General features: G+C 50.6%; 19 protein-coding genes. 9 read left to right on the top strand and 10 right to left on the bottom strand.

The window, feature by feature from the left end; translation table 11 throughout:
- Positions 1 to 122 precede the first annotated feature (122 nt).
- Positions 123 to 707: an LON peptidase substrate-binding domain-containing protein gene (locus tag TOLA_RS02455; protein ID WP_012728701.1), complete on the bottom strand. Its 585-nt coding sequence runs from the start codon at positions 705 to 707 to the stop codon at positions 123 to 125.
- Positions 708 to 966: 259 nt separating this feature from the next.
- On the opposite strand from TOLA_RS02455, the gene argS reads away from it, so the two are divergent.
- The 4 genes from argS (at position 967) to hslU (ending at position 5,806) form a co-directional block, all read left to right on the top strand.
- The gene (argS, locus tag TOLA_RS02450; protein WP_012728700.1) at positions 967 to 2,709 is read left to right on the top strand and encodes an arginine--tRNA ligase; all 1,743 of its coding nucleotides are present in this window, start codon (positions 967 to 969) and stop codon (positions 2,707 to 2,709) included.
- Positions 2,710 to 2,712: 3 nt separating this feature from the next.
- Positions 2,713 to 3,756 carry an SPOR domain-containing protein gene (locus TOLA_RS02445; RefSeq protein ID WP_012728699.1) on the top strand — a complete coding sequence of 348 codons (1,044 nt, stop codon included), beginning with the start codon at positions 2,713 to 2,715 and terminating at the stop codon, positions 3,754 to 3,756.
- 150 nt (positions 3,757 to 3,906) lie between these two features.
- On the top strand, positions 3,907 to 4,449 hold the full coding sequence (gene hslV / locus TOLA_RS02440; protein WP_012728698.1) for an ATP-dependent protease subunit HslV: 543 nt from the start codon (positions 3,907 to 3,909) through the stop codon (positions 4,447 to 4,449).
- 25 nt (positions 4,450 to 4,474) lie between these two features.
- Positions 4,475 to 5,806, top strand: a complete 1,332-nt coding sequence (hslU, locus tag TOLA_RS02435; protein ID WP_012728697.1) for an ATP-dependent protease ATPase subunit HslU — start codon at positions 4,475 to 4,477, stop codon at positions 5,804 to 5,806.
- 64 nt (positions 5,807 to 5,870) lie between these two features.
- Here the strand turns inward: hslU and TOLA_RS02430 are convergent, their stop codons facing one another.
- The 6 genes from TOLA_RS02430 to parC all read right to left on the bottom strand — a co-directional run bounded on the left by TOLA_RS02430 (position 5,871) and on the right by parC (position 12,272).
- Positions 5,871 to 6,110, bottom strand: coding sequence for a DUF2960 domain-containing protein (locus tag TOLA_RS02430; RefSeq protein WP_012728696.1), 240 nt, complete (start codon positions 6,108 to 6,110; stop codon positions 5,871 to 5,873).
- A 64-nt stretch (positions 6,111 to 6,174) separates the two neighbouring features.
- Complete coding sequence (locus TOLA_RS02425; protein ID WP_012728695.1) at positions 6,175 to 7,095, bottom strand: AEC family transporter; 921 nt, start codon at positions 7,093 to 7,095, stop codon at positions 6,175 to 6,177.
- A gap of 7 nt (positions 7,096 to 7,102) precedes the next feature.
- Positions 7,103 to 8,254 carry a 3-phenylpropionate MFS transporter gene (locus tag TOLA_RS02420; RefSeq protein WP_012728694.1) on the bottom strand — a complete coding sequence of 384 codons (1,152 nt, stop codon included), beginning with the start codon at positions 8,252 to 8,254 and terminating at the stop codon, positions 7,103 to 7,105.
- Positions 8,255 to 8,492: 238 nt separating this feature from the next.
- Positions 8,493 to 9,158: a DedA family protein gene (locus tag TOLA_RS02415; protein WP_012728693.1), complete on the bottom strand. Its 666-nt coding sequence runs from the start codon at positions 9,156 to 9,158 to the stop codon at positions 8,493 to 8,495.
- A 99-nt stretch (positions 9,159 to 9,257) separates the two neighbouring features.
- Complete coding sequence (locus tag TOLA_RS02410; protein WP_012728692.1) at positions 9,258 to 9,980, bottom strand: 1-acylglycerol-3-phosphate O-acyltransferase; 723 nt, start codon at positions 9,978 to 9,980, stop codon at positions 9,258 to 9,260.
- 12 nt (positions 9,981 to 9,992) lie between these two features.
- Entirely contained in the window at positions 9,993 to 12,272 is a 2,280-nt protein-coding gene (gene parC, locus TOLA_RS02405) for a DNA topoisomerase IV subunit A (protein ID WP_012728691.1), read from the bottom strand.
- A 155-nt stretch (positions 12,273 to 12,427) separates the two neighbouring features.
- Here parC and TOLA_RS02400 point away from each other — a divergent pair, with 155 nt between their 5' ends.
- On the top strand, positions 12,428 to 12,748 hold the full coding sequence (locus TOLA_RS02400; protein ID WP_012728690.1) for an HI1450 family dsDNA-mimic protein: 321 nt from the start codon (positions 12,428 to 12,430) through the stop codon (positions 12,746 to 12,748).
- 78 nt (positions 12,749 to 12,826) lie between these two features.
- On the opposite strand, the gene TOLA_RS02395 is transcribed toward TOLA_RS02400, so the two are convergent.
- Positions 12,827 to 13,735 carry a YihY family inner membrane protein gene (locus tag TOLA_RS02395; RefSeq protein WP_012728689.1) on the bottom strand — a complete coding sequence of 303 codons (909 nt, stop codon included), beginning with the start codon at positions 13,733 to 13,735 and terminating at the stop codon, positions 12,827 to 12,829.
- Between the two features lie 98 nt (positions 13,736 to 13,833).
- On the bottom strand, positions 13,834 to 15,660 hold the full coding sequence (typA, locus tag TOLA_RS02390; protein ID WP_012728688.1) for a translational GTPase TypA: 1,827 nt from the start codon (positions 15,658 to 15,660) through the stop codon (positions 13,834 to 13,836).
- A 345-nt stretch (positions 15,661 to 16,005) separates the two neighbouring features.
- Here typA and glnA point away from each other — a divergent pair, with 345 nt between their 5' ends.
- From glnA to glnG, 4 genes are all read left to right on the top strand, one after another.
- A complete protein-coding gene (gene glnA, locus TOLA_RS02385) occupies positions 16,006 to 17,415 on the top strand; it encodes a glutamate--ammonia ligase (protein ID WP_012728687.1) in 1,410 nt (469 codons plus the stop codon).
- Positions 17,416 to 17,524: 109 nt separating this feature from the next.
- Positions 17,525 to 18,067 (top strand): DUF4124 domain-containing protein, encoded by a 543-nt coding sequence (locus TOLA_RS16295; RefSeq protein ID WP_012728686.1) that lies wholly within the window; start codon positions 17,525 to 17,527, stop codon positions 18,065 to 18,067.
- 98 nt (positions 18,068 to 18,165) lie between these two features.
- Positions 18,166 to 19,218 (top strand): nitrogen regulation protein NR(II), encoded by a 1,053-nt coding sequence (gene glnL, locus TOLA_RS02375; RefSeq protein WP_012728685.1) that lies wholly within the window; start codon positions 18,166 to 18,168, stop codon positions 19,216 to 19,218.
- A gap of 14 nt (positions 19,219 to 19,232) precedes the next feature.
- Positions 19,233 to 20,657, top strand: coding sequence for a nitrogen regulation protein NR(I) (glnG, locus tag TOLA_RS02370; protein ID WP_012728684.1), 1,425 nt, complete (start codon positions 19,233 to 19,235; stop codon positions 20,655 to 20,657).
- Positions 20,658 to 21,078: 421 nt separating this feature from the next.
- Here the strand turns inward: glnG and TOLA_RS02365 are convergent, their stop codons facing one another.
- Positions 21,079 to 22,065, bottom strand: coding sequence for a LacI family DNA-binding transcriptional regulator (locus TOLA_RS02365; RefSeq protein ID WP_012728682.1), 987 nt, complete (start codon positions 22,063 to 22,065; stop codon positions 21,079 to 21,081).
- Between the last annotated feature and the right edge of the window lie 44 nt (positions 22,066 to 22,109).

Here is a 22,109-nt window from a genome sequence, read left to right as displayed (position 1 = left end):
GACTGAATAGCCGCAGTATATCCCATGTTTCCCCATCCCATACTGAAACGCCCTGACTAAATCGTATAACTGCTTATTACGCAACCAGTCAAAAGGCGGATCATTCGCAGGGATAATTCAGTTCAGTGCTGGCGCACTGCCGCATCTTCTTCCTGTACTGCCTGCAACAGGAAATGCAGGGCATCGTGATAATCATTACTGACCATCAGATTGAATTTCTCTTCGGCTTCCAGTGGTAACACCTCCAGCCAGCGTTGCACAACCCAACAGGCATCGGCCCAATGTGGCGTTGGATAGTAGGCCGCATAGTTCGGATGTTCATGAAATAGCTGCCCCAGCTTTTCCGCCAGAATATGCTGTTCCGGTTGCAACGGCGCATGTTGCCATTCAGGTAAAACCTGTACCTCTGCGCACAGCAAACCGTCTGGTTCCACCTCCATCGAGTGGATACGGAACCGCTCCACACCCTTCATGGTGACAGTGAGCAGGCCATTTGTGAGCTGATCAAAATCGATGATTTCGATCCGGGTACCAACCGTCAGCAACAGCGAAAAACCACCATCCAGCGCTTTACCCAGTAGACATAAGCCCATTCCACGCCGGGATGATTCCGCAATCATGCGTACATAGCGTGGTTCAAAAATGCACAGCGGCAACACGCCATCAGGTAATATGTTGATACGTAAAGGAAATATAGCCAGTTGCATAGCAGCCTCCTTTCTCAACCTTAACAGGAGCTCGCATCGAGACTGATTTTTGATTCCTGACTTGTCTCTGTCATCAGCAACCACAACTAACCGTTTTACCGCTGTGCTTTAATTATTCTGTTCTTCTTTTAATTGTAGCTGTATAGCGCCAACTTTCCTGAAAGCCGATTGAAAAGGTAGTCAGTGCGCGGCATTCCGAGTAAAATTTCCGGCTCAGCCGATCGGCTATCCGTATTCGAGTCAGGAACCGTCAGAAATAATGAAAGCACAGATCCAACAACTCCTTGAACAAACCGTATCCAGCCTGAAAGCTGCCGCATTAATTCCGGTTGAATTAGAACCGCGCATTCAGGTCGATAACACCAAAGACAAGGCGCATGGCGATCTGGCCACCAATCTGGCGATGCTGCTGGCGAAACCCGCCGGAAAAAATCCGCGCGAACTGGCACAACTGATCATTGAACATCTGCCGGCCTCTACCCTGGTCGCAAGAGCTGAAATCGCAGGTCCGGGCTTTATCAACTTCTTCCTGGACAGCGCCTGGCTGGCAAAACAGATCGAAGCGATCGCCGCCAGCCCGAAAGCCGAAGTGAAAGCGGCTGCTCCGGCACAAACCATTGTATTGGATTACTCAGCACCGAACGTGGCCAAAGAAATGGCCGTGCACCACATCCGTTCGACGGTGATTGGTGATGCCGTTACCCGGACGATGGAGTTTTTAGGCCATCATGTGATCCGGGCGAACCACATCGGCGACTGGGGTACCCAGTTCGGTATGCTGATCGCCTATCTGGAAAAAGTACAGAATGAGCAGGCCAGTGAACTGGAACTGTCCGATCTGGAAGCGTTCTATCGTGAAGCCAAGAAACACTATGACGAAGATGAAGTGTTTGCTGAACGTGCCCGTGGTTATGTGGTGAAGCTACAGGGCGGTGATGAATATTGCCGTGCGATGTGGAAGAAACTGGTCGACATTACCATGGCACAAAACCAGATCATCTATGATCGCCTGAATGTCAGTCTGAGCGAAAAAGATGTGATGGGTGAAAGCCTGTATAACCCGATGCTGAGAACGGTCGTTGAAGATCTTCAGGCAAAAGGGCTCGCGGTAGAAAGTGAAGGCGCACTCGTTGTTTATCTTGATGAAATCAAAGGTAAAGACGGCGAAGCAATGGCGGTTATCATACAGAAACGCGATGGCGGTTTCCTCTATGCGACAACCGATATAGCCTGTGCCAAATACCGTGTTGAAACGCTGAAAGCCGACCGCGTCCTCTATTTCATCGACTCCCGCCAGCACCAGCATCTGCAGCAAGCCTGGATGATTGCGCGTAAAGCCGGTTATGTACCGGAGCAGGTTTCTCTGGAACACCACGCCTTCGGCATGATGCTGGGTAAAGATGGCAAACCATTCAAAACCCGGACAGGCGGCACCGTTAAATTGTCAGAACTGCTGGACGAAGCAGAACTTCGCGCCGGTGCCCTGATCGCGGAAAAATCAGCTGACCTGCCGGAAGCTGAAAAAGCGAAAGTGATTCATGCGGTCGCGATGGGTGCGGTGAAATATGCCGATTTATCGAAAAACCGGACCACAGATTACATCTTCGACTGGGACAACATGCTGACCTTCGAAGGCAATACTGCGCCATATCTGCAATACGCTTACACCCGTATTCAGTCGATCTTCCGCCGTGTTGGTGATGAAGCGCAGCCAGGCCCGGTACAAATCACTGCACCAGCGGAAGAGACACTGGCGCAGAAACTGCTGCAGTTCAATGATGTCGTACATAACGTGGCCCAGAAAGGGATGCCACATCTGCTGTGTACTTACCTGTATGAACTGTCTGGTTGTTTCATGAGTTTCTACGAAGCCTGCCCAATCAACAAAGAAGGCGTAACCGCTGCAGAAAAAGGCAGCCGCCTGACTTTGTGCCAGGCTACAGCGAAAACATTAACGCTGGGTCTGTCTTTGCTGGGTATTGAGACACTGGAGCGCATGTAAACAATGACCCGGGATTATGTACGCAGCTCACGACCTGCCAAACGCAAACCGGCAAGCAGGGGCACCGGTACAGGCCGGGGAAGCAGTCATAACACCAGCGCACCATTCCCTCTGGTGCGCGCGCTGCTGGCACTGACGCTGGTCATTGGCTTTGGGGTTTTTCTGTACCATATCAGCGGTTCATCCGGTGAAACGGATACAGCAGCAAACTCACTGGCCGATGCGCAGGCACCTGTTCCGATTGAACAACAACGGCCGGCCAAAGAAGAATTTGACTACATGCAAATCCTGCAAAACAAGGAAGTGCCGGTCGAATTGCCTGATGGCCAGGTGATCAGTGATCCAAGTAAAGATCCGCAACTGTTGCAGTATCAGCAAAAAATGCAGGAAATGCTGCGGGCGCAGCAGGAACGAGCAAAACTACTGGCACAGCAACAAAATGGCCAGTTACCTGCCGGGCAGCTACCGGCTGACAGTACGGCGCTGACACAAATGGCCATGAGTCAGACACAGGCACCACCGACAGTCAGAAGCCAGACCCCGGCGAAGACAACTGCAAACGGCACCACAGCAACAACTGCCCAACGCGCCACAGATGCGCCGGCTCAGGCAGCGAATCCGCGGAAGCCACGCTCTTTTGCCGATGTGATCGCGAAGGAATCAGCCGGAAACAGCAAACCAGCCGCAGCGCCGGTCACTAAAACCGCTTCTCAGGAACGTGATGAAGCACTGGCCATGTTCGGTAAACCGCGCCCTTACGCTGCTGACAGCACCGTGACAGCAAGCCGTAATGTTGCCACAACGACCACGAACAAACGCTTTATGATGCAGTGTGGTGCTTTCCGTACTGCAGATCAGGCCAGCACGCTGCAATCGCGTATTGCCGTACAGGGTCAGAACGCACAGGTCCGTAAAGGCAGTAGTGCCGCCGGGACCTGGCATCGCGTTATCCTGGGTCCATACAGCAGCCGTGCAACCGCTGAACAGTCACTTTCCCGCCTGAAAGGTGCCGGGACTGTGCAAAGCTGCACGATCTACGCGCAATAGCTATCTACGCGCAATAACCATTTTCTGCGCGTAATAACTCTTTTCCGCATAATTCCCGCATATCTAACCTTGAAATAGGGGCTCCCCGCCCCTATCTCCTTTCTCATGAATCTTCGTCGGCACAGCCGGCTACCCGTAATCGAGGTTTATGTGACTACAATCGTTTCTGTTCGGCGCAATGGCCAGGTGGTAATTGGTGGCGATGGTCAGGTTTCTCTTGGCAACACCGTCATGAAAGGCAATGCCCGCAAAGTTCACCGTCTCTATAACGGCAAAGTACTGGCTGGTTTTGCCGGCGGTACGGCCGATGCCTTTACGCTCCTGGAGCGTTTCGAAGCCAAACTGCAGGCGCATCAGGGAAATCTGGAACGTGCTGCGGTCGCATTAGCCAAAGAGTGGCGTACCGACCGCGCATTACGCCGGCTGGAAGCACTGCTGGCTGTCGCTGATGCACAGCGCTCTTTCATCATTACCGGTAACGGCGATGTTGTGCAGCCGGAAAATGATCTGATCGCCATCGGCTCCGGCGGCGCGTTCGCGCAATCTGCCGCCCGTGCACTGTTGGAAAACACCGAGCTTTCTGCTGAAGAGATTGTAAAAAAAGCACTGACTATCGCGGGTGATATCTGTGTCTTTACGAATAGTTTCCATACTATCGAAGTACTGGAATACCCTACCGTTACACCTGTTTAACTGATTGCAGACCAAGGATACCCAGATGTCTGAAATGACTCCGAGAGAAATTGTCCACGAGCTTGATCGTCATATCATTGGTCAGGCCGAAGCCAAACGCGCCGTTGCGATTGCACTGCGTAACCGCTGGCGCCGTATGCAGCTCAGTAATGAGTTGCGTCAGGAAGTCGCACCGAAAAATATTCTGATGATTGGCCCGACCGGGGTTGGTAAAACCGAGATTGCCCGTCGTCTGGCCAAACTGGCCAATGCGCCATTTATCAAAGTCGAAGCGACCAAATTCACTGAAGTCGGTTATGTCGGTAAAGAAGTCGATACCATCATCCGTGATCTGACCGATATGGCACTGAAGATGATGCGTGAGCAGGAAATGGAGAAGGTTCGTTTCCGTGCCCATGAAGCTGCTGAAGAGCGTGTGCTGGATGTATTACTGCCACCTGCGCGTTCTAACTGGGGTGAAGCCGAGAAATCCGAAACCGGTACGCATACCCGCCAGATCTTCCGCAAAAAATTGCGTGAAGGCGAACTGGACGATAAAGAGATCGAGATTGATGTCGCGGCACCGCAGATGGGCGTAGAAATCATGGCGCCGCCGGGTATGGAAGAGATGACCAACCAGTTGCAGGGTCTGTTCCAGAATATGTCGGCTGGCAATACCCATAAACGCAAACTGAAAGTTAAAGATGCGCTGAAGCAACTGGTGGAAGAAGAAGCCGGACGTTTGCTGAACCCGGAAGAGCTGAAAGAAAAGACCATTCATGCCGTGGAAAACAACGGTATCGTCTTTATCGATGAGTTCGACAAGATCTGCAAACGCGGCGAAAGCAGCGGCCCGGATGTTTCCCGTGAAGGCGTACAACGCGATTTGCTACCGCTGATCGAAGGTTGTACCGTTAACACCAAACACGGCATGGTGCGTACTGACCATATCCTGTTTATCGCCTCCGGTGCATTCCAGATCGCGAAACCATCCGATCTGATCCCGGAACTGCAAGGTCGTCTGCCAATTCGCGTTGAGCTGAAAAACCTGACCGTCGATGATTTCGAACGCATTCTGACTGAGCCGAACGCCTCGCTGACTGAGCAATATCAGGCACTGATGGCGACCGAGCAGGTGAAAATTGAATTCACCGCGGAAGGTATTCGCAGCATTGCGGAAGCGGCCTGGCAGGTTAACGAACGCACAGAGAATATCGGTGCCCGTCGTCTGCATACCGTGCTGGAAAAGCTGATGGAAGATATTTCTTATGATGCGGCCGATAATGCCGGGCAACTGTTCAGCATTGATGCTGAATATGTTAACCGCTACCTCGGTGCATTGATCGAAGATGAAGATTTGAGTCGTTTTATTCTGTAAAGCGACGGCAACACTGAACTATCAGAGCGCTCCGCAACAGGGGCGCTCTTTTTTTATCGGAAGTTTATTCTTTAATAACTTTGATATCGTTGAAACCAAATTCCAGGAATTTGTTATCACGAAAATCTTTCACTGCACCGACTTTTTTGGTCAAAGAGGCCAGCTGCCGCTCCATCGCCAGATAAGCGCGCAGATCAACGCCCTCTTCCGCGGCAATAGCTTCATAAATATCGTGGTATTTGTCATTCGCGTATTGAATCAAACGTGGCTGACCTTTGTAGCTGTAACTAATTTTTAACGCCATGATGCCTCATTCACTGTAATTAGGATGCAGCTGATACATCCTGTTGCGCTATTGTACCCTGAAGCTAACTCAGGGTCGAAAAATGAAACACCAGCCAGCTTAATAAAATACTGATAATCACTGAAGCATTCAGCATGGCGCCGGTCATCCGGCGGTCATAACCAAAAACCACCGCGTAGGTCAGCACCATCGTCGGCAATGGTAATACACCCGCCAGCAACAAGGAGTGCCGGAATAAGGCATCATAAGGCAACAGCCAGAACAACAGGCCGCCTAAGGTACCACCAATAATATATTTGCTGCATAACGCCTGCAGCAACAGTTTGCGCTGGTCTGCCGGAAAGGAAAAATTGAGATACATGCCCAGCAAAAGCAAACTCAACGGCATGTTCGCCTTAGAGATGACACCTGTCGTTTCCAGGACCAGATCCGGCAGCGGGATCCCTAAGAGATTAATCGACAACGCCAGCAGACTGGCCATCACCGGTATGGAACGCACAACCGAATGCAGCAACTGACGCCAGCTTAAGGGCTTTTCTCCCGAGAAATAAGCACCGACGGTATAGCAGACCAAAAACACCATATACGAATTACCCAGATCGTACATGGCCATATAGGTCAGCCCCTGTTTACCCCAGATAGCCTCAACCAGAGGATAAGCAAACAAGCCGATATTCGCCCCCGCCAGTGACATCCCCATCATGCCGCGAATATTCCGCGGGTGATTGCGGAATATAAACAGAATACAGATACAGAGCACGGCATTAGCCGCAAAGCCTAATACCGGTAGTAAGGCTAACTGCGGCTGCAGTGGCAAGGTAGAAAAGACATTAATCACCAGCGCCGGCAGCGTGATATTGAATATCAGCTTGGCTATCGATTCGCCTTCTTTCTCGGTCAGATAACGGGTTCGCTTGGCGAGATAACCGAGCAAAATAATACAGATAGAAAGCAGGAACTGTTGGTTAACGTCAGCAGGTTGCATCTTTGCCTCACTGTGCAGGCAAGGCAACGGCCGTATGCCGTACCCGCCAAATCAGATAAAACGCGGGCAGAACAATCACTGCCATCACCAGAAAAACATCTTGCTGCATATGGCGGTACATGATCCCGCTCAATACCGTGAACAGCGCCAGAGACAATGACTGGCCAATCGCCGAATAGAGCGTCTGGCCGGAAATGATCGCTTCCCGCGGCAATCGTTGGGCCAGATACCGCATTGCACCCAAATGAGCCAGTGTGTAGGTGAATGCATGCAGAGCCTGCGCCGGAAACAGCAACCACAGGTCAAGCGTGGTACCAATCGTTACCCAGCGGATCACCGCCCCGATAGCCGCCCAGCAAAGCAACCGTTCCGGTGACCAGTTGGCCAGTAAACGACGGCTGGCAGCAAACATGATAATTTCAAACACCACCCCGGTGGTCCAGAGTACACTGATGGTCGAAGCAGCAAATCCCTGCGAGTGCCAGTAGATCGCACTGAAACTGTTATAAGCCGCATGGCTGCCAAAAATCAGCGCTTCGATACCCAGAAAATTCAGGAACGCTTTATTGCGCAGTAACATGCCATAGCCATGACTTTCATTCTCTTCACCGATCGTACGCGGTGCCGGACTCATCGGTGCATGAATACAAAAACCGGCCAGCAGTAAGCACAGAACAATACAGTGAAGGATCCACGCCGGCCCGAGATGTTCAATCACAAATCCGATCAGGGTTGCCCCGACGATAAACGCCGCGGAACCCCACAAACGGACATTACCGTAATCCAGATTTACCTGAATGACCATTCTGGCCGCCACTGCATCACTTAACGGTAACAATGTCGGATAAACAAAATTGATCAACAGCGTGAACAGCAGCACAACCCAGAACTGCGATGAGAGATAAAAACCAGCAAAACTGAGCAACCCGCCCCAAACCAGCAAGCGGGCAATCGGAATAAGCCGCTCAGCACGTTTAGCCTGCCGCATGATCACCAGACTACCGCACAACCGCATCGCGAATCCGATCCCCAGCAGCAGACCAATCTGTTCTGACTGCAAACCGACTGATTCCAGCCAGACGCCCCAGAACGGCGAAAAGATACCAAGAACTAAATAGATGGCTGACAAATTCAGCGCTAACCAAGGATAAGGAGACATGGAACTACTGAAGGAAAGATTAATGGCAAAGAGATTAACAAATTGCCCGTCATCTTGTCAGGGTGAGTTTACAGAATATTTGCAGGGCAGCTCACAGAGTTACCGGGAACGAACACCAAAAGAAACCGGTTTCAATCTCATTTTTAACTGAATTACCGCAAATAAAAAACATATATCAGAGGAATAAAAAACGCCCGAAGGAAACCTGCCGGGCGTTTCAGAAGCAGTGCTGAATAGCTTAAGCTTTAGACTGCGGCGCAAATTTAGCGCGGATTGCGTGAATAACCATAGGCAACAGAGACACAACGATGATACCCATCATCAGCAGGGTGAAGTTTTTACGCACAAACTCCTGCTGACCGAATTCAAATCCGGCGTAAGCAAATGACATCACCCATAACGCACCACCGATCAGATTGAACGCCATAAATCGTTTGTAGGTCATTGCGCCCATTCCCGCGACAAACGGAGAAAAGGTGCGGATGATCGGGATGAAACGGGTGATGATAATAGTTTTACCGCCGTGTTTTTCAAAAAACGCATGGGTTTTATCCAATTGATCTTTTCTGAAGATTTTGGAGTTCGGGTTCTGGAACAACTTCTCTCCAAAGAAATGCCCCACCGCATAGTTAAGGATATTACCGGTTACCGCAGCGGTGATGAGTAAGAACACCAAGACATGGATGTCCATCGATTCCGGTGTGCCCTGTGTTGCAGCAACCAGCGCCCCGGCCGCAAACAGCAGAGAATCACCTGGCAGGAACGGCGTCACAACAAAGCCGGTCTCACTGAAAATAATCAGAAAAAGAATGCCGTAGACCCAGATGCCATAGGTAGTGAAAAGTTCTTGCAGATGCACATCGATATGCAGCACAAAATCGACGATCAGATGTAACCATTCCATAAATGAGATCCCGCTCAAAAAGTTGTGCAGAGTCTAAGCGATCCGATTCGGGGCGGCAATCGCCCCGATGAGAGATTTTTACTCGGTTTTACTGAAGGGTTATTGCGGTTTTTTCACGCGGGCATCCAGATCAGCCAGTTTGGCTTCCATCAGCGCCCGGATAGTATCACTGCACTCTTTCACTGTTGCCCGGTTCCATTGCTGAGAATCCACCGGTGGCAGCATTTCAATCAGAATTTCACCGTTATCCCAGCGATTCAGATCAATTTGCCCGACATAACTGGAACAGATGATCGGTACCAGCGGCACACCCGCCTGAATAGCGGTATGGAACGCGCCGGTTTTAAACGGGATCATGCCACGACCTTGGGAACGGGTACCCTCAGGGTACATCCAGACGGAGATCCGGCGTTGCTTGATTTTAGCGACGACCTGACGGATCGTATCTACCGCGCGGCTACGACGGGCCCGATCAATCAGAATATTACCGCTCAGGTAAAACAGCTGACCAAATAGCGGTACCCACGCCAGACTCTTCTTGCCGACCGCAACCACACCCGGCATCACACAACCGGTCATGACCATGATGTCATAATTGGTCTGATGATTACCCACATAGACCGCAGACTCAATGTGCCGGCATTCATCCGGAATCACCCGTCTGACTTTAACCCCGAACACCCAGCAGCCCCAGTTCAGCATACGAGCCAGCAGGTAGACATTATTGCGATGACGCGGACGAACCAGACAAATCACTAATCCAATCACAAACCAGATCAGTACCAGCACCGCTAATACCAGAATACGTAATACTTTCAGCATTGAAATAACCTTTTAAACTGCATTATCTGAAGCAGATGCACTCTGCTCCGGTTCAACCCGATCCACGCGTTGTAAACCACGCGGTAATTTGGCGCCACGGCGACCACGCTCACCGTGATATAACACCATATCAGCCGGTTTTAACGTCAGTTTACGTTTGCCGGCATACAAGGTCACCGCCTGATCGGCCTTTACAACCGCAACGTGCGTGACAAATTCTTCCCGGCTGGCAACTTTGTCTGCCGGAATACCAATCAGTTTATTCCCTTTTCCCTTGCCTAACTGTGGCAAAGTATTCAGCGGGAACAGCAGCATGCGGCCTTCATTACTGATCACCAGACATAATGCATCATCATCCTGCTTTGCGGTCAGTTGTGGTGGCAGAACCTGCGCGCCTTCCGGCAGCGTCAGCAAAGCCTTACCGTTTTTGTTTTTACTGATCAGATCATTATATTCACACAAGAATCCGTAGCCGGCATCCGAGCAAATCAGATAACGCTCATCCTCATTCCCCAGCAGCACATAGCGGGTCTGTTCACCGGCAGTAAAACTCAGTTTACCGGTAAGCGGCTCCCCCTGACCTCGGGCTGAAGGCAATGTATGCGCTTCCAGCGAGTAGGTCCGCCCCAAGTTGGTCATAAATACTGTCTGCTGATTACTGCGCCCCTGAGCACTCACCAGATAACCATCACCGGCCTTGTAATTCAGTCCCTGCACATCAACATCATGACCTTTCGCCGCACGAACCCAGCCCATCTCTGAAACGACAACGGTAACCAGTTCACTCGGTGTCAGCTCTTTCTCGGTCAGTTGTTTCGCTTCCTGACGCTCCACCAGCGGCGAACGGCGATCATCACCGTATTTCTCTGCATCGGCCTGAATTTCTTTTTTCAGCAGATTCCCGAGTTTGCGCGCTGAACCCAGTAACGCTTCTAACTGATCACGCTCTTTCGCCAGTTCATCCTGCTCACCACGGATCTTGAACTCTTCCAGTTTGGCCAGATGCCGCAGTTTCAGATCGAGTATTGCGTCAGCCTGGATTTCTGACAGACCAAACCGGCGCATCAGTTCCTTTTTCGGCTCATCTTCATTCCGGATGATGGCAATCACTTCATCAATATTGAGATAAGCGATCAACAAACCATCCAGAATGTGTAAACGGTTCAACACTTTATCCAGCCGGAACTGCAAACGGCGACGCACCGTTTCACGACGGAAAGCGAGCCATTCAGTCAGAATGGTCAGCAGATTTTTCACCTGTGGCCGGTGATCCATCCCCAGCATATTCAGGTTAACGCGGTAACTCTTCTCCAAATCGGTGCTGGCAAACAGATGCTGCATCAGTTGCTCAACATCAATGCGGTTGGAACGCGGTATAATCACCAGCCGGGTTGGATTTTCATGGTCCGATTCATCACGCAGATCACTCACCATCGGCAATTTCTTGGCCTGCATCTGGTTGGCAATCTGTTCGATGATCTTGGCACCGGATGCCTGATGCGGCAGCGCAGTAATGACAATATCACCATCTTCCATGTGATAAACCGCACGCGCCTTGATCGAGCCTTTACCGGATTCATAGATTTTACGGATTTCTGAACGTGGCGTGATGATCTCGGCTTTGGTCGGGTAATCCGGCCCCTGCACATGCTCCAGCAAATCAGATATCGTCGCATCAGGACGCTCAAGCAGAGTGATACAAGCCTGAGCCACTTCGCGTACGTTATGCGGCGGAATATCCGTCGCCATACCCACCGCGATCCCGGTGATCCCGTTTAACAGGATATGCGGTAACCGCGCCGGCAGGATCTGCGGCTCTTGCATGGTGCCATCGAAGTTCGGCTGCCATTCAACCGTGCCCTGCTCCAGCTCACTCAGCAACAACTCAGAAAAGCGTGACAAACGAGCTTCGGTATAACGCATGGCCGCGAAGGACTTCGGATCATCCGGTGCCCCCCAGTTCCCCTGCCCATCTACCAGCGGGTAACGGTAAGAGAACGGCTGTGCCATTAACACCATCGCCTCATAACAGGCTGAATCGCCGTGCGGGTGATATTTACCGAGTACATCACCGACAGTACGTGCGGATTTTTTATGCTTCGACAGCGCCGATAAGCCCAGTTCGCTCATGGCATACACGATACGTCGCTGGACAGGTTTCAGACCGTCGGCAATATGCGGTAAAGCGCGATCCATGATCACGTACATGGAGTAGTTGAGATAAGCCTGCTCAGTGAAGGTACGCAGCGGCTGGCGCTCGACACCTTCCAGACTCAGTTCAGCATCACTCATGTTAATTATTCTCTTGGTATCTCTCTGATTACTGGTCACTAGCCTATCATAATCACTGCTTTGCAGCGCGATATTTGCAGTCACGGACCGCGACCGGCTCTCGCTACCCGCCTGCGATCGTGCTGTAATAGTGGCAATAAAAACGAGGATCCGAAATGACAGATAAGCATACGAATACCGATGAATTAATCGATCAGGCCTATGAGCTTTTTCTGGAGCTGGCTGCTGATAATCTGGATGAAGCCACCATTGCCCGCTTCAACCAGGAATTCCCGGAACACGGCGGTTTAGGTGATTGTGAGCCGGAAGCAGACTGGGAAGAAGAAATCCAGGCAGAAGTCCGTCCGGAAGAGTGGCTGGAAGTGCGTGTTGGCCTGCTCAATTCAGACGATGAATTGAATTATCTGTTTGCCCGCATGCTGATCAGCCGGGATCCGGAAAGTCAGGAATGTCATATTCTGTGGCAACCAGAATAAGCCTCTTTTGATACAGAACCCGGCGTAAAGGGGTCGCGTCGCCGTTATGCCGGGTTCATAGCACTGACTGCAGGCAAATCAGCCGGGAAGACGGGGTTTACGGCCCCGCAATGTCCGGTTTAACTGCCATTCACCCAGTGTGGCCGTAAATTCGGCTCCCAGTAACACCACCAGCCAGCTCATATACAGCCAGATCATCAGGATCGGAATGCCCGCCAGCGCACCGTAAATGGATTTATACGTACCGAAATGGGCAATGTAATAGCCAAAACCCTCTTTAGCGACTTCAAACAGCAGTGCCGCCAGTGTTGCTCCCAGCAATGCGTGTTGCCAGCGCACATAAATATTGGGCACCACTTTGTATAACAGCAGAATCCCGCCCAGCGATAACAGATAAGGCAGTAATTCCAGCAGGCCACCACCCAGTGAGGATACCAGCTCGTAATGCCACAATGCCCATCCCTGTATCTGCGAAGAAAGCAGCAGACTACCGCCAACCAGCAAGGGGACAACACCCAGCACAATACTGTACATAGTGATAGTTTTCAGCCATTTACGCTGACCACGACAACGCCAGATATGATTCATGTTTTCATCAATCGCGGCAATCAGTAACAAAGCCAGCAGCACCAGCATTAACAGACCGATGGAAGTGGTCTTGGAGGCATTTTTAACAAACAACGAGAAATGATAGCGAAACGCTATCTCTGTTTCCGGCACAAAGTTGCTGAACATAAACAGTTCAAACTGACGGCGGAAATAGGAAAAACGCGGCAACCATGACAGCACCGAAAACACCACGGCCAGCAACGGTACAATCGACAGCAGCGAAACATACGCCAGATGACCGGCCAGCACCGGCAAACGGTCGTGCCAGACCCGCCGCCAGAAAAAAGCAGAAAAACGGCGTGAGCGCAGACAAAACAAGCGACTCTTCGCCCAGCGCTGGTTACGCAACGCCAGTAATCTGCGCGGATCCTGTGTCATCTTCACCTTCTTTTCATTTCATGACATCGTTAGCATACAGCTAAAAAAAAGCCCCGCAAATGCGAGGCTCTTCCTGATAACAATGGAGATGGTAAGAATTACTCTTCTTTACCACTACCACGGTTAGCACGTTTACGATCCATCTCGGTCAGCAGTTTCTTACGGACACGGATGTTCAGTGGCGTTACTTCCACCAGTTCGTCATCGTCGATGAATTCCATCGCCTGTTCCAGCGTCATCTTGATCGGCGTTGTCAGAACGATTGCTTCGTCAGTACCGGATGCACGCATGTTGGTCAGCTGCTTACCTTTCAGACAGTTTACTGTCAGATCGTTAGAACGGCTGTGGATACCAATGATCTGACCTTCATAAACTTCGGTCGCATGTTCAATGAACAGACGGCCACGTTCCTGCAGGTTGAACAGAGCAAAGCCCAGTGCTTTACCAGTCGCGTTAGAAATCAGAACACCGTTCTGACGCTGACCGATAGCACCACCTTTGAACTCACCGTACTCTTCGAAAGTATGGTACAGCAGACCAGTACCGGAAGTCAGCGTCATGAACTCGGTCTGGAAACCGATCAGGCCACGTGCCGGGATCATATAATCCAGACGTACACGACCTTTACCATCCGGAACCATGTTACGCAGTTCAGCTTTACGCTCACCCAGCTTCTCCATGACGGAACCCTGATTCTGTTCTTCAATATCAACAGTCAGTGTTTCCATTGGTTCCATTTTAACGCCGTCGATCACACGCATGATAACTTCAGGACGGGATACCGCCAGCTCGAAGCCTTCACGACGCATGTTTTCGATCAGAATACCTAAGTGCAGTTCACCACGGCCTGATACACGGAATTTATCCGGATCTTCGGTTTCTTCAACACGCAGTGCCACGTTGTGACGCAACTCATTCTGCAGACGTTCCAGAATATTACGGGAAGTCACATACTTACCTTCTTTACCAGCAAACGGAGAAGTGTTTACCTGGAAAGTCATGGTCACAGTCGGCTCATCCACAGACAGTGGTGGCAGTGCTTCTACACAAGAGTTAGAGCAGATGGTATCGGAGATTTTCAGCTCACCCAGACCAGTAATCGCAATGATGTCACCAGCTTGCGCTTCAGCAACTTCAGTACGGTGCAAACCCAGATAACCCTGTACCTGACCGATCTTACCGGTGCGGGTTTTACCGTCAGCACCAACCACAGTCACCTGCTGGTTTGGCTTCACGCTGCCACGCACGATACGACCGATGCCGATCACGCCAACATAGGAAGAGTAGTCCAGCTGAGAAATCTGCATCTGGAACTCACCAGCCGGATCAGCTTTTGGTGGTTCAACGAAATCAACGATTGCCTGGAACAGCGGATCCATGTTGTCAGATGGCTGAGACAGATCCATGGTTGCATAGCCCTGCAGTGCAGAAGCGTACACAATCGGGAAATCCAGCTGTTCATCAGTCGCGCCCAGGTTATCGAACAGATCGAATACCTGATCGACAACCCAATCCGGACGCGCGCCAGGACGGTCAACTTTGTTGACGACAACGATTGGACGCAGACCGCGGGCAAACGCTTTCTGAGTAACAAAACGAGTCTGTGGCATCGGACCATCTACCGCATCAACCAGCAGCAGTACACAGTCAACCATAGACATAACACGCTCTACTTCACCGCCAAAGTCAGCATGGCCGGGGGTATCAACGATGTTAATACGGTAATCTTTCCAGCGAATCGCTGTGTTTTTGGCAAGAATAGTGATCCCGCGTTCTTTTTCCAGATCGTTGGAGTCCATAATGCGCTCCTGACCATCCGAAGAGCGGTCCAGGGTTCCAGACTGTTGTAACAGTTTGTCAACCAGTGTTGTTTTGCCATGGTCAACGTGCGCAATAATGGCAATATTGCGGAGATTCTCTAACATCCTCGCCTCGAGATATAAAAAGTGACTAAAAATCGGACGCTCATTCTACCCACCCCAACGTGATCTGCATAGCAAATTTGCTGTAAAAACGAAGAGCATATTTTTACAGGATCTCTGTATAATCATGTTCGGCAGATTGTGCGTGCATTGCTGCACCACAAGAGCGCACCAAATTAGTGCTTTATTGCACCATAATATTACAGCGATGCGCTGTTAAATTTGGGCAATTAGCAGTTAATCCTTATTAACTAAAGAGTTTTTAAGTTGGCGCGTTTTTTGCTCCATAGCGATGAAAGTATTTTTAATATCGCTATCTGATTTTAATGACACCGGAGGTTAGCTAGCATGTCCGCTGCAAATGTTCTGAATATGATCAAAGAAAACGAAGTTAAATTCGTTGATCTGCGTTTCACTGATACTAAAGGTAAAGAACAACACGTTTCTATTCCTTCACACCAGGTTAACGAAGACTTCTTCGAAGACGGTAAAATGTTCGATGGTTCTTCTATCGCTGGCTGGAAAGGTATCAACGAATCAGACATGGTTCTGATGCCTGATGCAACCACTGCCCTGATGGATCCGTTCACCGAAGAATCTACTCTGATCATTCGTTGTGACATCCTGGAACCTGCAACCATGAAAGGCTACGATCGTGACCCACGATCTATTGCCAAACGTGCTGAAGAATACCTGAAAGCCAGCGGTATTGCTGATACCGTACTGTTCGGACCAGAACCAGAATTCTTCATTTTTGAAGACGTTCGTTTCGAAAACACCATGAGTGGTTCTTTCTTCAAGATCGACGATCCTGAAGCTGCATGGAACTCTGGCAAGTCTTTCGAAGGTGGTAACAAAGGTCACCGTCCAGGCGTTAAAGGTGGTTACTTCCCAGTAGCTCCTGTTGACTCTTCACAAGACCTGCGTTCTGCAATGTGTCTGATCCTGGAAGAAATGGGTCAGGTAGTTGAAGCGCATCACCACGAAGTGGCAACTGCTGGTCAGAACGAAATCGCTACCCGTTTCAACACCATGACCAAGAAAGCTGACGAAGTTCAGGTGCAGAAATACGTTATCCATAACGTAGCTCACGCTTACGGCAAAACCGTAACTTTCATGCCAAAACCAATGTTTGGTGACAACGGTTCAGGTATGCACTGCCACCAGTCTCTGGGTAAAGACGGTGTGAACCTGTTCTCTGGTGACGCTTACGGCGGACTGTCAGAAATGGCACTGTTCTACATCGGCGGTATCATCAAACACGCTAAAGCAATCAACGCTTTCACTAACCCATCAACCAACTCTTACAAGCGTCTGGTTCCAGGTTATGAAGCGCCTGTAATGCTGGCTTACTCTGCACGTAACCGTTCAGCGTCAATCCGTATTCCAGTAGTACCAAGCCCGAAAGCTGCCCGTATCGAAGTTCGCTTCCCGGATCCAGCTGCTAACCCATACCTGGCGTTCACCGCTCAGTTGATGGCTGGTCTGGATGGTATCATCAACAAGATCCACCCAGGCGATGCTGCAGACAAAGATCTGTATCACCTGCCACCAGAAGAAGCGGCTCAGATCCCACAAGTTTGTGGTTCTTTAGACGAAGCTCTGAAAGCGCTGGATGCAGACCGTGAGTTCCTGACTCGTGGTGGCGTATTCTCCGAAGATTTCATCGATGCTTACATCGAACTGAAAAATATCGACGTAGATCGCCTGCGCATGACTCCGCACCCAGTTGAATACGAAATGTATTATTCTGTATAAGAGTTCATGTTTCTGAAAAAACCCGCTCCGGCGGGTTTTTTTTTGATTATGATTTAACCTGATGTTTTCATTTGTACTCTATTAATAACAACGGGCAGGGAACCGCACTATGAAAAGAATATCAGGTATATGGTTAGCGCTCGGGTTATCCTGGGCGGTGCAAGCCGCAGATGAAAATGCAAACGTCTATTACTGGACTGATGCACAGGGTGTCATGCACTTCAGTGACAGACCGGTACCCGGCAAACAAATGCAACGTATGCAGATTGAGATTGCGAATCCTCCGGCAAGCAACCCCAATCCGGTTATCGATACATCAGCGCAGGATCAAAAAGAAACTCCCCCCACCATTGCTTACAGTCTGAGTATCTCCTCCCCGCTGACAGAACAGACGATCCGCGATAATGAAGGCCGCATCACCGTACAAAATCAGCTCACACCCGCTATTCCTGAAGAGGATCCCGCAGAGCTGTTCCTCTACGTAGACGAAAACCGGTATCCGTGTGATGCTGCAAGCTTGAGTTGTCAGGTCAGTGATATCGACCGAGGTGCCCATCAGCTAAGAACTGAATTGGTATCAAAAAGCGGCAAGATACTTGCATCATCTGGAACAGTTACGGTTTATCTGTTCCGGGTCATAGCCGTCAGGTAACCTGATCCGAAGTGCCGGCACCATTCTGGTTCAGGCGCACCAGAAGATAACAAGACTAAGCACCGGATTGGTGCGATTAGTGTCTGGGAGATCAACACTTGAATAGCCGTCCTGATTTACCAAAATTGCTGCTGGATAATTTACTGACAGCCGTCATTCTGCTGGATAAGCATCTGATTGTCCGGTATGTCAATCCGGCGGCAGAGCAGCTGATGGGCGTGAGTGCCCGTCGTTTACTGGATCATGCGCTGGAGCAGGTGGTTGATTACATTTCGCTGGATCTGGAACGCTTACGGCATTGCCTGATACAAGGCCAGGGATTTACCGATAATGAGGTAACGCTGGTCGTCGAAAACGAACCGCGCAGTGTGGAAGTCAGCGTCATTGCGGTCTATGACCATCAGGAACAAATGGCACTGGTTGAGTTACGCAAAATTGACCAGCAAAAACGCATCAGCCAGGAACAGCAACAGCATTCACAGCAACTGGCAGCACGTGATCTGGTGCGCGGACTGGCGCATGAGATCAAAAACCCGCTGGGTGGTTTACGCGGTGCGGCACAGTTACTGGAAAAAGCCCTGCCGGATGAACAGCTGAAAGAATATACCGGCATTATCATCGCGCAGGCGGATCGCTTACGGAATCTGGTTGATCGCTTGCTCGGGCCCCAGCGTCCGGGACGACATCAGGTACATAATGTGCATTCCGTTCTGGAGCAGGTTCGCCGTCTGGTCGAGATGGAACTGCCGCCGGGAATAAAAATTGAACGGGATTACGACCCCAGCATTCCTGATTTCGAGATGGAACAGGAACAGCTGCAACAGGCTTTCCTGAACATAGTGCGTAATGCCGTAGAAGCCATGCACGGTCATGGCACGATCAAGTTGAAGACCCGTACCGTATTTCAGATCACGATCCACGGGAAACGTTACCGGCTGGCGGCTGAAATCCGCATTATCGATGATGGCCCGGGCATACCGGAAAACATCCGGGATACCTTGTTTTACCCGATGGTTACGGGTAAGGATGGCGGCACCGGTTTAGGACTTTCCATCGCACAGAATTTAATTGATCAGCATAAAGGCCGCATCGAATGTGTCAGCTGGCCGGGACACACTGAATTTTGCATCTATTTACCGCTTCGTAAGTAATAAGGATATACACCATGGCAGCCAAAGTCTGGATTGTCGATGATGACAGCTCTATTCGCTGGGTTCTGGAGCGAGCCCTGAGTGCAGAACATTTCGAGTGTCAGTCATTTGAGGATGGCGAAAGTCTGCTGGCGGCTCTGGATAATAACCAGACTATTCCGGACGTGATCGTATCGGATATTCGTATGCCTGGCATTGACGGACTTTCCTTATTACAGCTGATCCAGGATAAACAGCCGGATATTCCGGTCATTATTATGACCGCCCATTCGGATCTGGACAGTGCCGTAAATGCTTATCAGAGCGGGGCATTTGAATATCTGCCGAAACCGTTTGATATCGATGAAGCTGTCGCACTGGTTCAACGCGCCGAAAGTCATCTGCATGAGCAAAGAAACAAGCGTCGCGCCCGCCAGCAGGTTGCCACCACGGCACCGGAAATCATCGGTGAAGCACCGGCGATGCAGGAGGTGTTCCGTGCGATTGGTCGTCTGGCCCGCTCTTCCATTTCTGTACTGATCAATGGTCAGTCCGGTACCGGTAAAGAGCTGGTTGCCCATGCTCTGCACCGCCATAGCCCACGCGCAGCGAAACCGTTCATTGCGCTGAATATGGCTGCGATCCCGAAAGATCTGATTGAATCAGAGCTGTTCGGTCATGAAAAAGGCGCATTTACCGGCGCAAACAGTGTGCGTCAGGGGCGTTTTGAACAGGCGAACGGCGGCACGCTGTTTCTCGATGAGATCGGCGATATGCCGCTGGACGTACAGACGCGTTTGTTGCGTGTTCTGGCTGACGGCCAGTTTTATCGGGTCGGTGGTCATCAATCTATTCAGGTGGATGTGCGTATTATTGCCGCGACCCATCAGGATCTGGAAAAACGCGTAGTTGCGGGCGATTTCCGTGAAGACTTGTTCCACCGTCTGAACGTCATTCGTATTCATATTCCATCGTTGCGTGAACGCCGGGAAGACATTCCGAAGCTGGCTCAGCATTTCCTGTTGCGCGCAGCAAAAGAGCTGAATGTGGAAGCGAAAATGCTGCATCCGGATACCGAAGCCTATATCAGCCGTCTGCCATGGCCGGGAAACGTGCGTCAGCTGGAGAACGTCTGCCGCTGGTTAACAGTGATGGCTTCCGGTCAGGAAGTGCTGGTGTCTGATCTGCCGCCTGAACTGCTGAATCCGGTGGAAGAACGTCCGGTAGCTGGTAAAGAGCCGGTATCACTGCGCTGGCAAGAACAGCTGCAGCAATGGATCGCGCAGAAACTGGCGCGCGGCGAAGTGGATATTCTTTCCGAAGCATTGCCGGAATTTGAACGCATCATGCTGAATACCGCGCTGCAGCACACGCACGGCCATAAGCAGGAAGCAGCCCGCCTGCTGGGTTGGGGTCGCAATACCCTGACACGGAAACTGAAAGAACTGGACATGAACTAGTTCAAATTGCACGTTGTCTGAAAAGCGCCGTCATTCATTTGCCGGCGCTGTTTTTATTTCGGCTCCACCAAATCCCCTTTCCGGGATAGCACGGTATCAGACGGCCAGTGAAGCGATTCGAACGATTTCAGGTCAATTTGCAGATAAGCAGTATTTTATTGCGCAATTAAGCCGCTATTGAAACAATTTCCGGCGACTTGTCCTTTCATGAACGATAATAGAGATAAGGAACCAAGGAAGAACGTATCGATAAAACGATTCTGGAAGGTGTGAGATGAAACAGTTAATTCTGACTCCGCATCGGCTGCCCCCTCATCACGAGCAACAGATACGCCGTATTCTTCAGACTATTGAAAGAATGCTCAAACAGAGTGAATACGATAAAAAGCGATGACCCCCTGGCAATCGGAGAGAGCGGTCGTTATTCCATCGTTCTGACCGATTGCCTGATTATTAATTTTCCCATAAACTCGCGGGTAACATCGGAACCGCCTTCTCCGCCACCTTTAATCACATCGTCCAGCAGACGTAACAATGACTGCAGCATCTTTTCTTCCGGGACTTCAAAACCGGTGATCGCCGGGGTATAGCGTTCCCCTTCAATACCGGTCATCAAACTGATCACCGAGACTTCCTGTGGCACCTGAATGTTGTACTGCGCCAGTGTGCGGATCACTTCAATAGCCTGATGATCATCAGGCACCAGCACTGCGGTAAACGGAATATAACGATTGATCAGCATACTGATTGCAGTAGCACCATCTGCATGTTGTGCCACCATTTGTCTGTTAAATGGCAGACTACGGTTTTCCAGTGCGTGGCGGTAGCCCTGCAACATCTGTTCACCACCACTGCCTGACTCCAGTAATACCGCGATCTGGGTATGACCATGTGAATAGAGATAATTGCAGGCCAGTTCAGCGGTCAGTGCCTGATCAAACTGCACACCATCAATCTCATCCAGCGTCTGATTCATGGTTAGCAGCGGCGGCAAATCGCTGACATCCAGATCATCAAACCAGCGATGGTCGTAATTTTTGCCCAGTAACAGGATGGCATCACAATGTCGGGAGGCCAGAAAACTCAGTTTATCGGCCAGCGAGGCTGCACCATCAACCCCATTCGCCAGAATGAAACTACGTCCCTGTCCCCAGAGTGCCGAATCCAGCTGACGTAAAACCTGCCCAAGCTGACTGTCGGTCAACCCATTGGTGAGCACACCAACCGTATTACTGACTTTGGTGGCAAGTGATTGCGCCAGCTGGTTAGGGCGATAATTCAGTTGTTCAACGGCTCGCATTACCACGTCCCGGGTATCTTCTTTCACCTTGCGATTGCCGCTCAGCACCCGGGATACGGTTGCTTTAGATACATTGGCCAATCTGCATACATCGAGAATTGTGGTCATGTTCTTGCCTCTGAAAATACGGCTCACAGTATGCCAAACTATGC

Origin of the sequence: Tolumonas auensis DSM 9187, from assembly GCF_000023065.1 — a bacterium.
GTDB classification, from domain to species: domain Bacteria; phylum Pseudomonadota; class Gammaproteobacteria; order Enterobacterales; family Aeromonadaceae; genus Tolumonas; species Tolumonas auensis.
The sequence above is the reverse complement of the archived record's forward strand: the minus strand, read 5'-3'. Positions and strand labels throughout refer to the sequence as shown.

What these genes read in the sequence shown, in the direction of transcription:
- TOLA_RS02455 (WP_012728701.1), bottom strand. Translation starts at nt 707, where the DNA reads ATGCAACTGGCTATATTTCCTTTACGTATCAACATATTACCTGATGGC.
- argS (WP_012728700.1), top strand. Translation starts at nt 967, where the DNA reads ATGAAAGCACAGATCCAACAACTCCTTGAACAAACCGTATCCAGCCTG.
- TOLA_RS02445 (WP_012728699.1), top strand. Translation starts at nt 2,713, where the DNA reads ATGACCCGGGATTATGTACGCAGCTCACGACCTGCCAAACGCAAACCG.
- hslU (WP_012728697.1), top strand. Translation starts at nt 4,475, where the DNA reads ATGTCTGAAATGACTCCGAGAGAAATTGTCCACGAGCTTGATCGTCAT.
- TOLA_RS02430 (WP_012728696.1), bottom strand. Translation starts at nt 6,110, where the DNA reads ATGGCGTTAAAAATTAGTTACAGCTACAAAGGTCAGCCACGTTTGATT.
- TOLA_RS02425 (WP_012728695.1), bottom strand. Translation starts at nt 7,095, where the DNA reads ATGCAACCTGCTGACGTTAACCAACAGTTCCTGCTTTCTATCTGTATT.
- TOLA_RS02420 (WP_012728694.1), bottom strand. Translation starts at nt 8,254, where the DNA reads ATGTCTCCTTATCCTTGGTTAGCGCTGAATTTGTCAGCCATCTATTTA.
- TOLA_RS02415 (WP_012728693.1), bottom strand. Translation starts at nt 9,158, where the DNA reads ATGGAATGGTTACATCTGATCGTCGATTTTGTGCTGCATATCGATGTG.
- TOLA_RS02410 (WP_012728692.1), bottom strand. Translation starts at nt 9,980, where the DNA reads ATGCTGAAAGTATTACGTATTCTGGTATTAGCGGTGCTGGTACTGATC.
- parC (WP_012728691.1), bottom strand. Translation starts at nt 12,272, where the DNA reads ATGAGTGATGCTGAACTGAGTCTGGAAGGTGTCGAGCGCCAGCCGCTG.
- TOLA_RS02400 (WP_012728690.1), top strand. Translation starts at nt 12,428, where the DNA reads ATGACAGATAAGCATACGAATACCGATGAATTAATCGATCAGGCCTAT.
- TOLA_RS02395 (WP_012728689.1), bottom strand. Translation starts at nt 13,735, where the DNA reads ATGACACAGGATCCGCGCAGATTACTGGCGTTGCGTAACCAGCGCTGG.
- typA (WP_012728688.1), bottom strand. Translation starts at nt 15,660, where the DNA reads ATGTTAGAGAATCTCCGCAATATTGCCATTATTGCGCACGTTGACCAT.
- glnA (WP_012728687.1), top strand. Translation starts at nt 16,006, where the DNA reads ATGTCCGCTGCAAATGTTCTGAATATGATCAAAGAAAACGAAGTTAAA.
- TOLA_RS16295 (WP_012728686.1), top strand. Translation starts at nt 17,525, where the DNA reads ATGAAAAGAATATCAGGTATATGGTTAGCGCTCGGGTTATCCTGGGCG.
- glnG (WP_012728684.1), top strand. Translation starts at nt 19,233, where the DNA reads ATGGCAGCCAAAGTCTGGATTGTCGATGATGACAGCTCTATTCGCTGG.
- TOLA_RS02365 (WP_012728682.1), bottom strand. Translation starts at nt 22,065, where the DNA reads ATGACCACAATTCTCGATGTATGCAGATTGGCCAATGTATCTAAAGCA.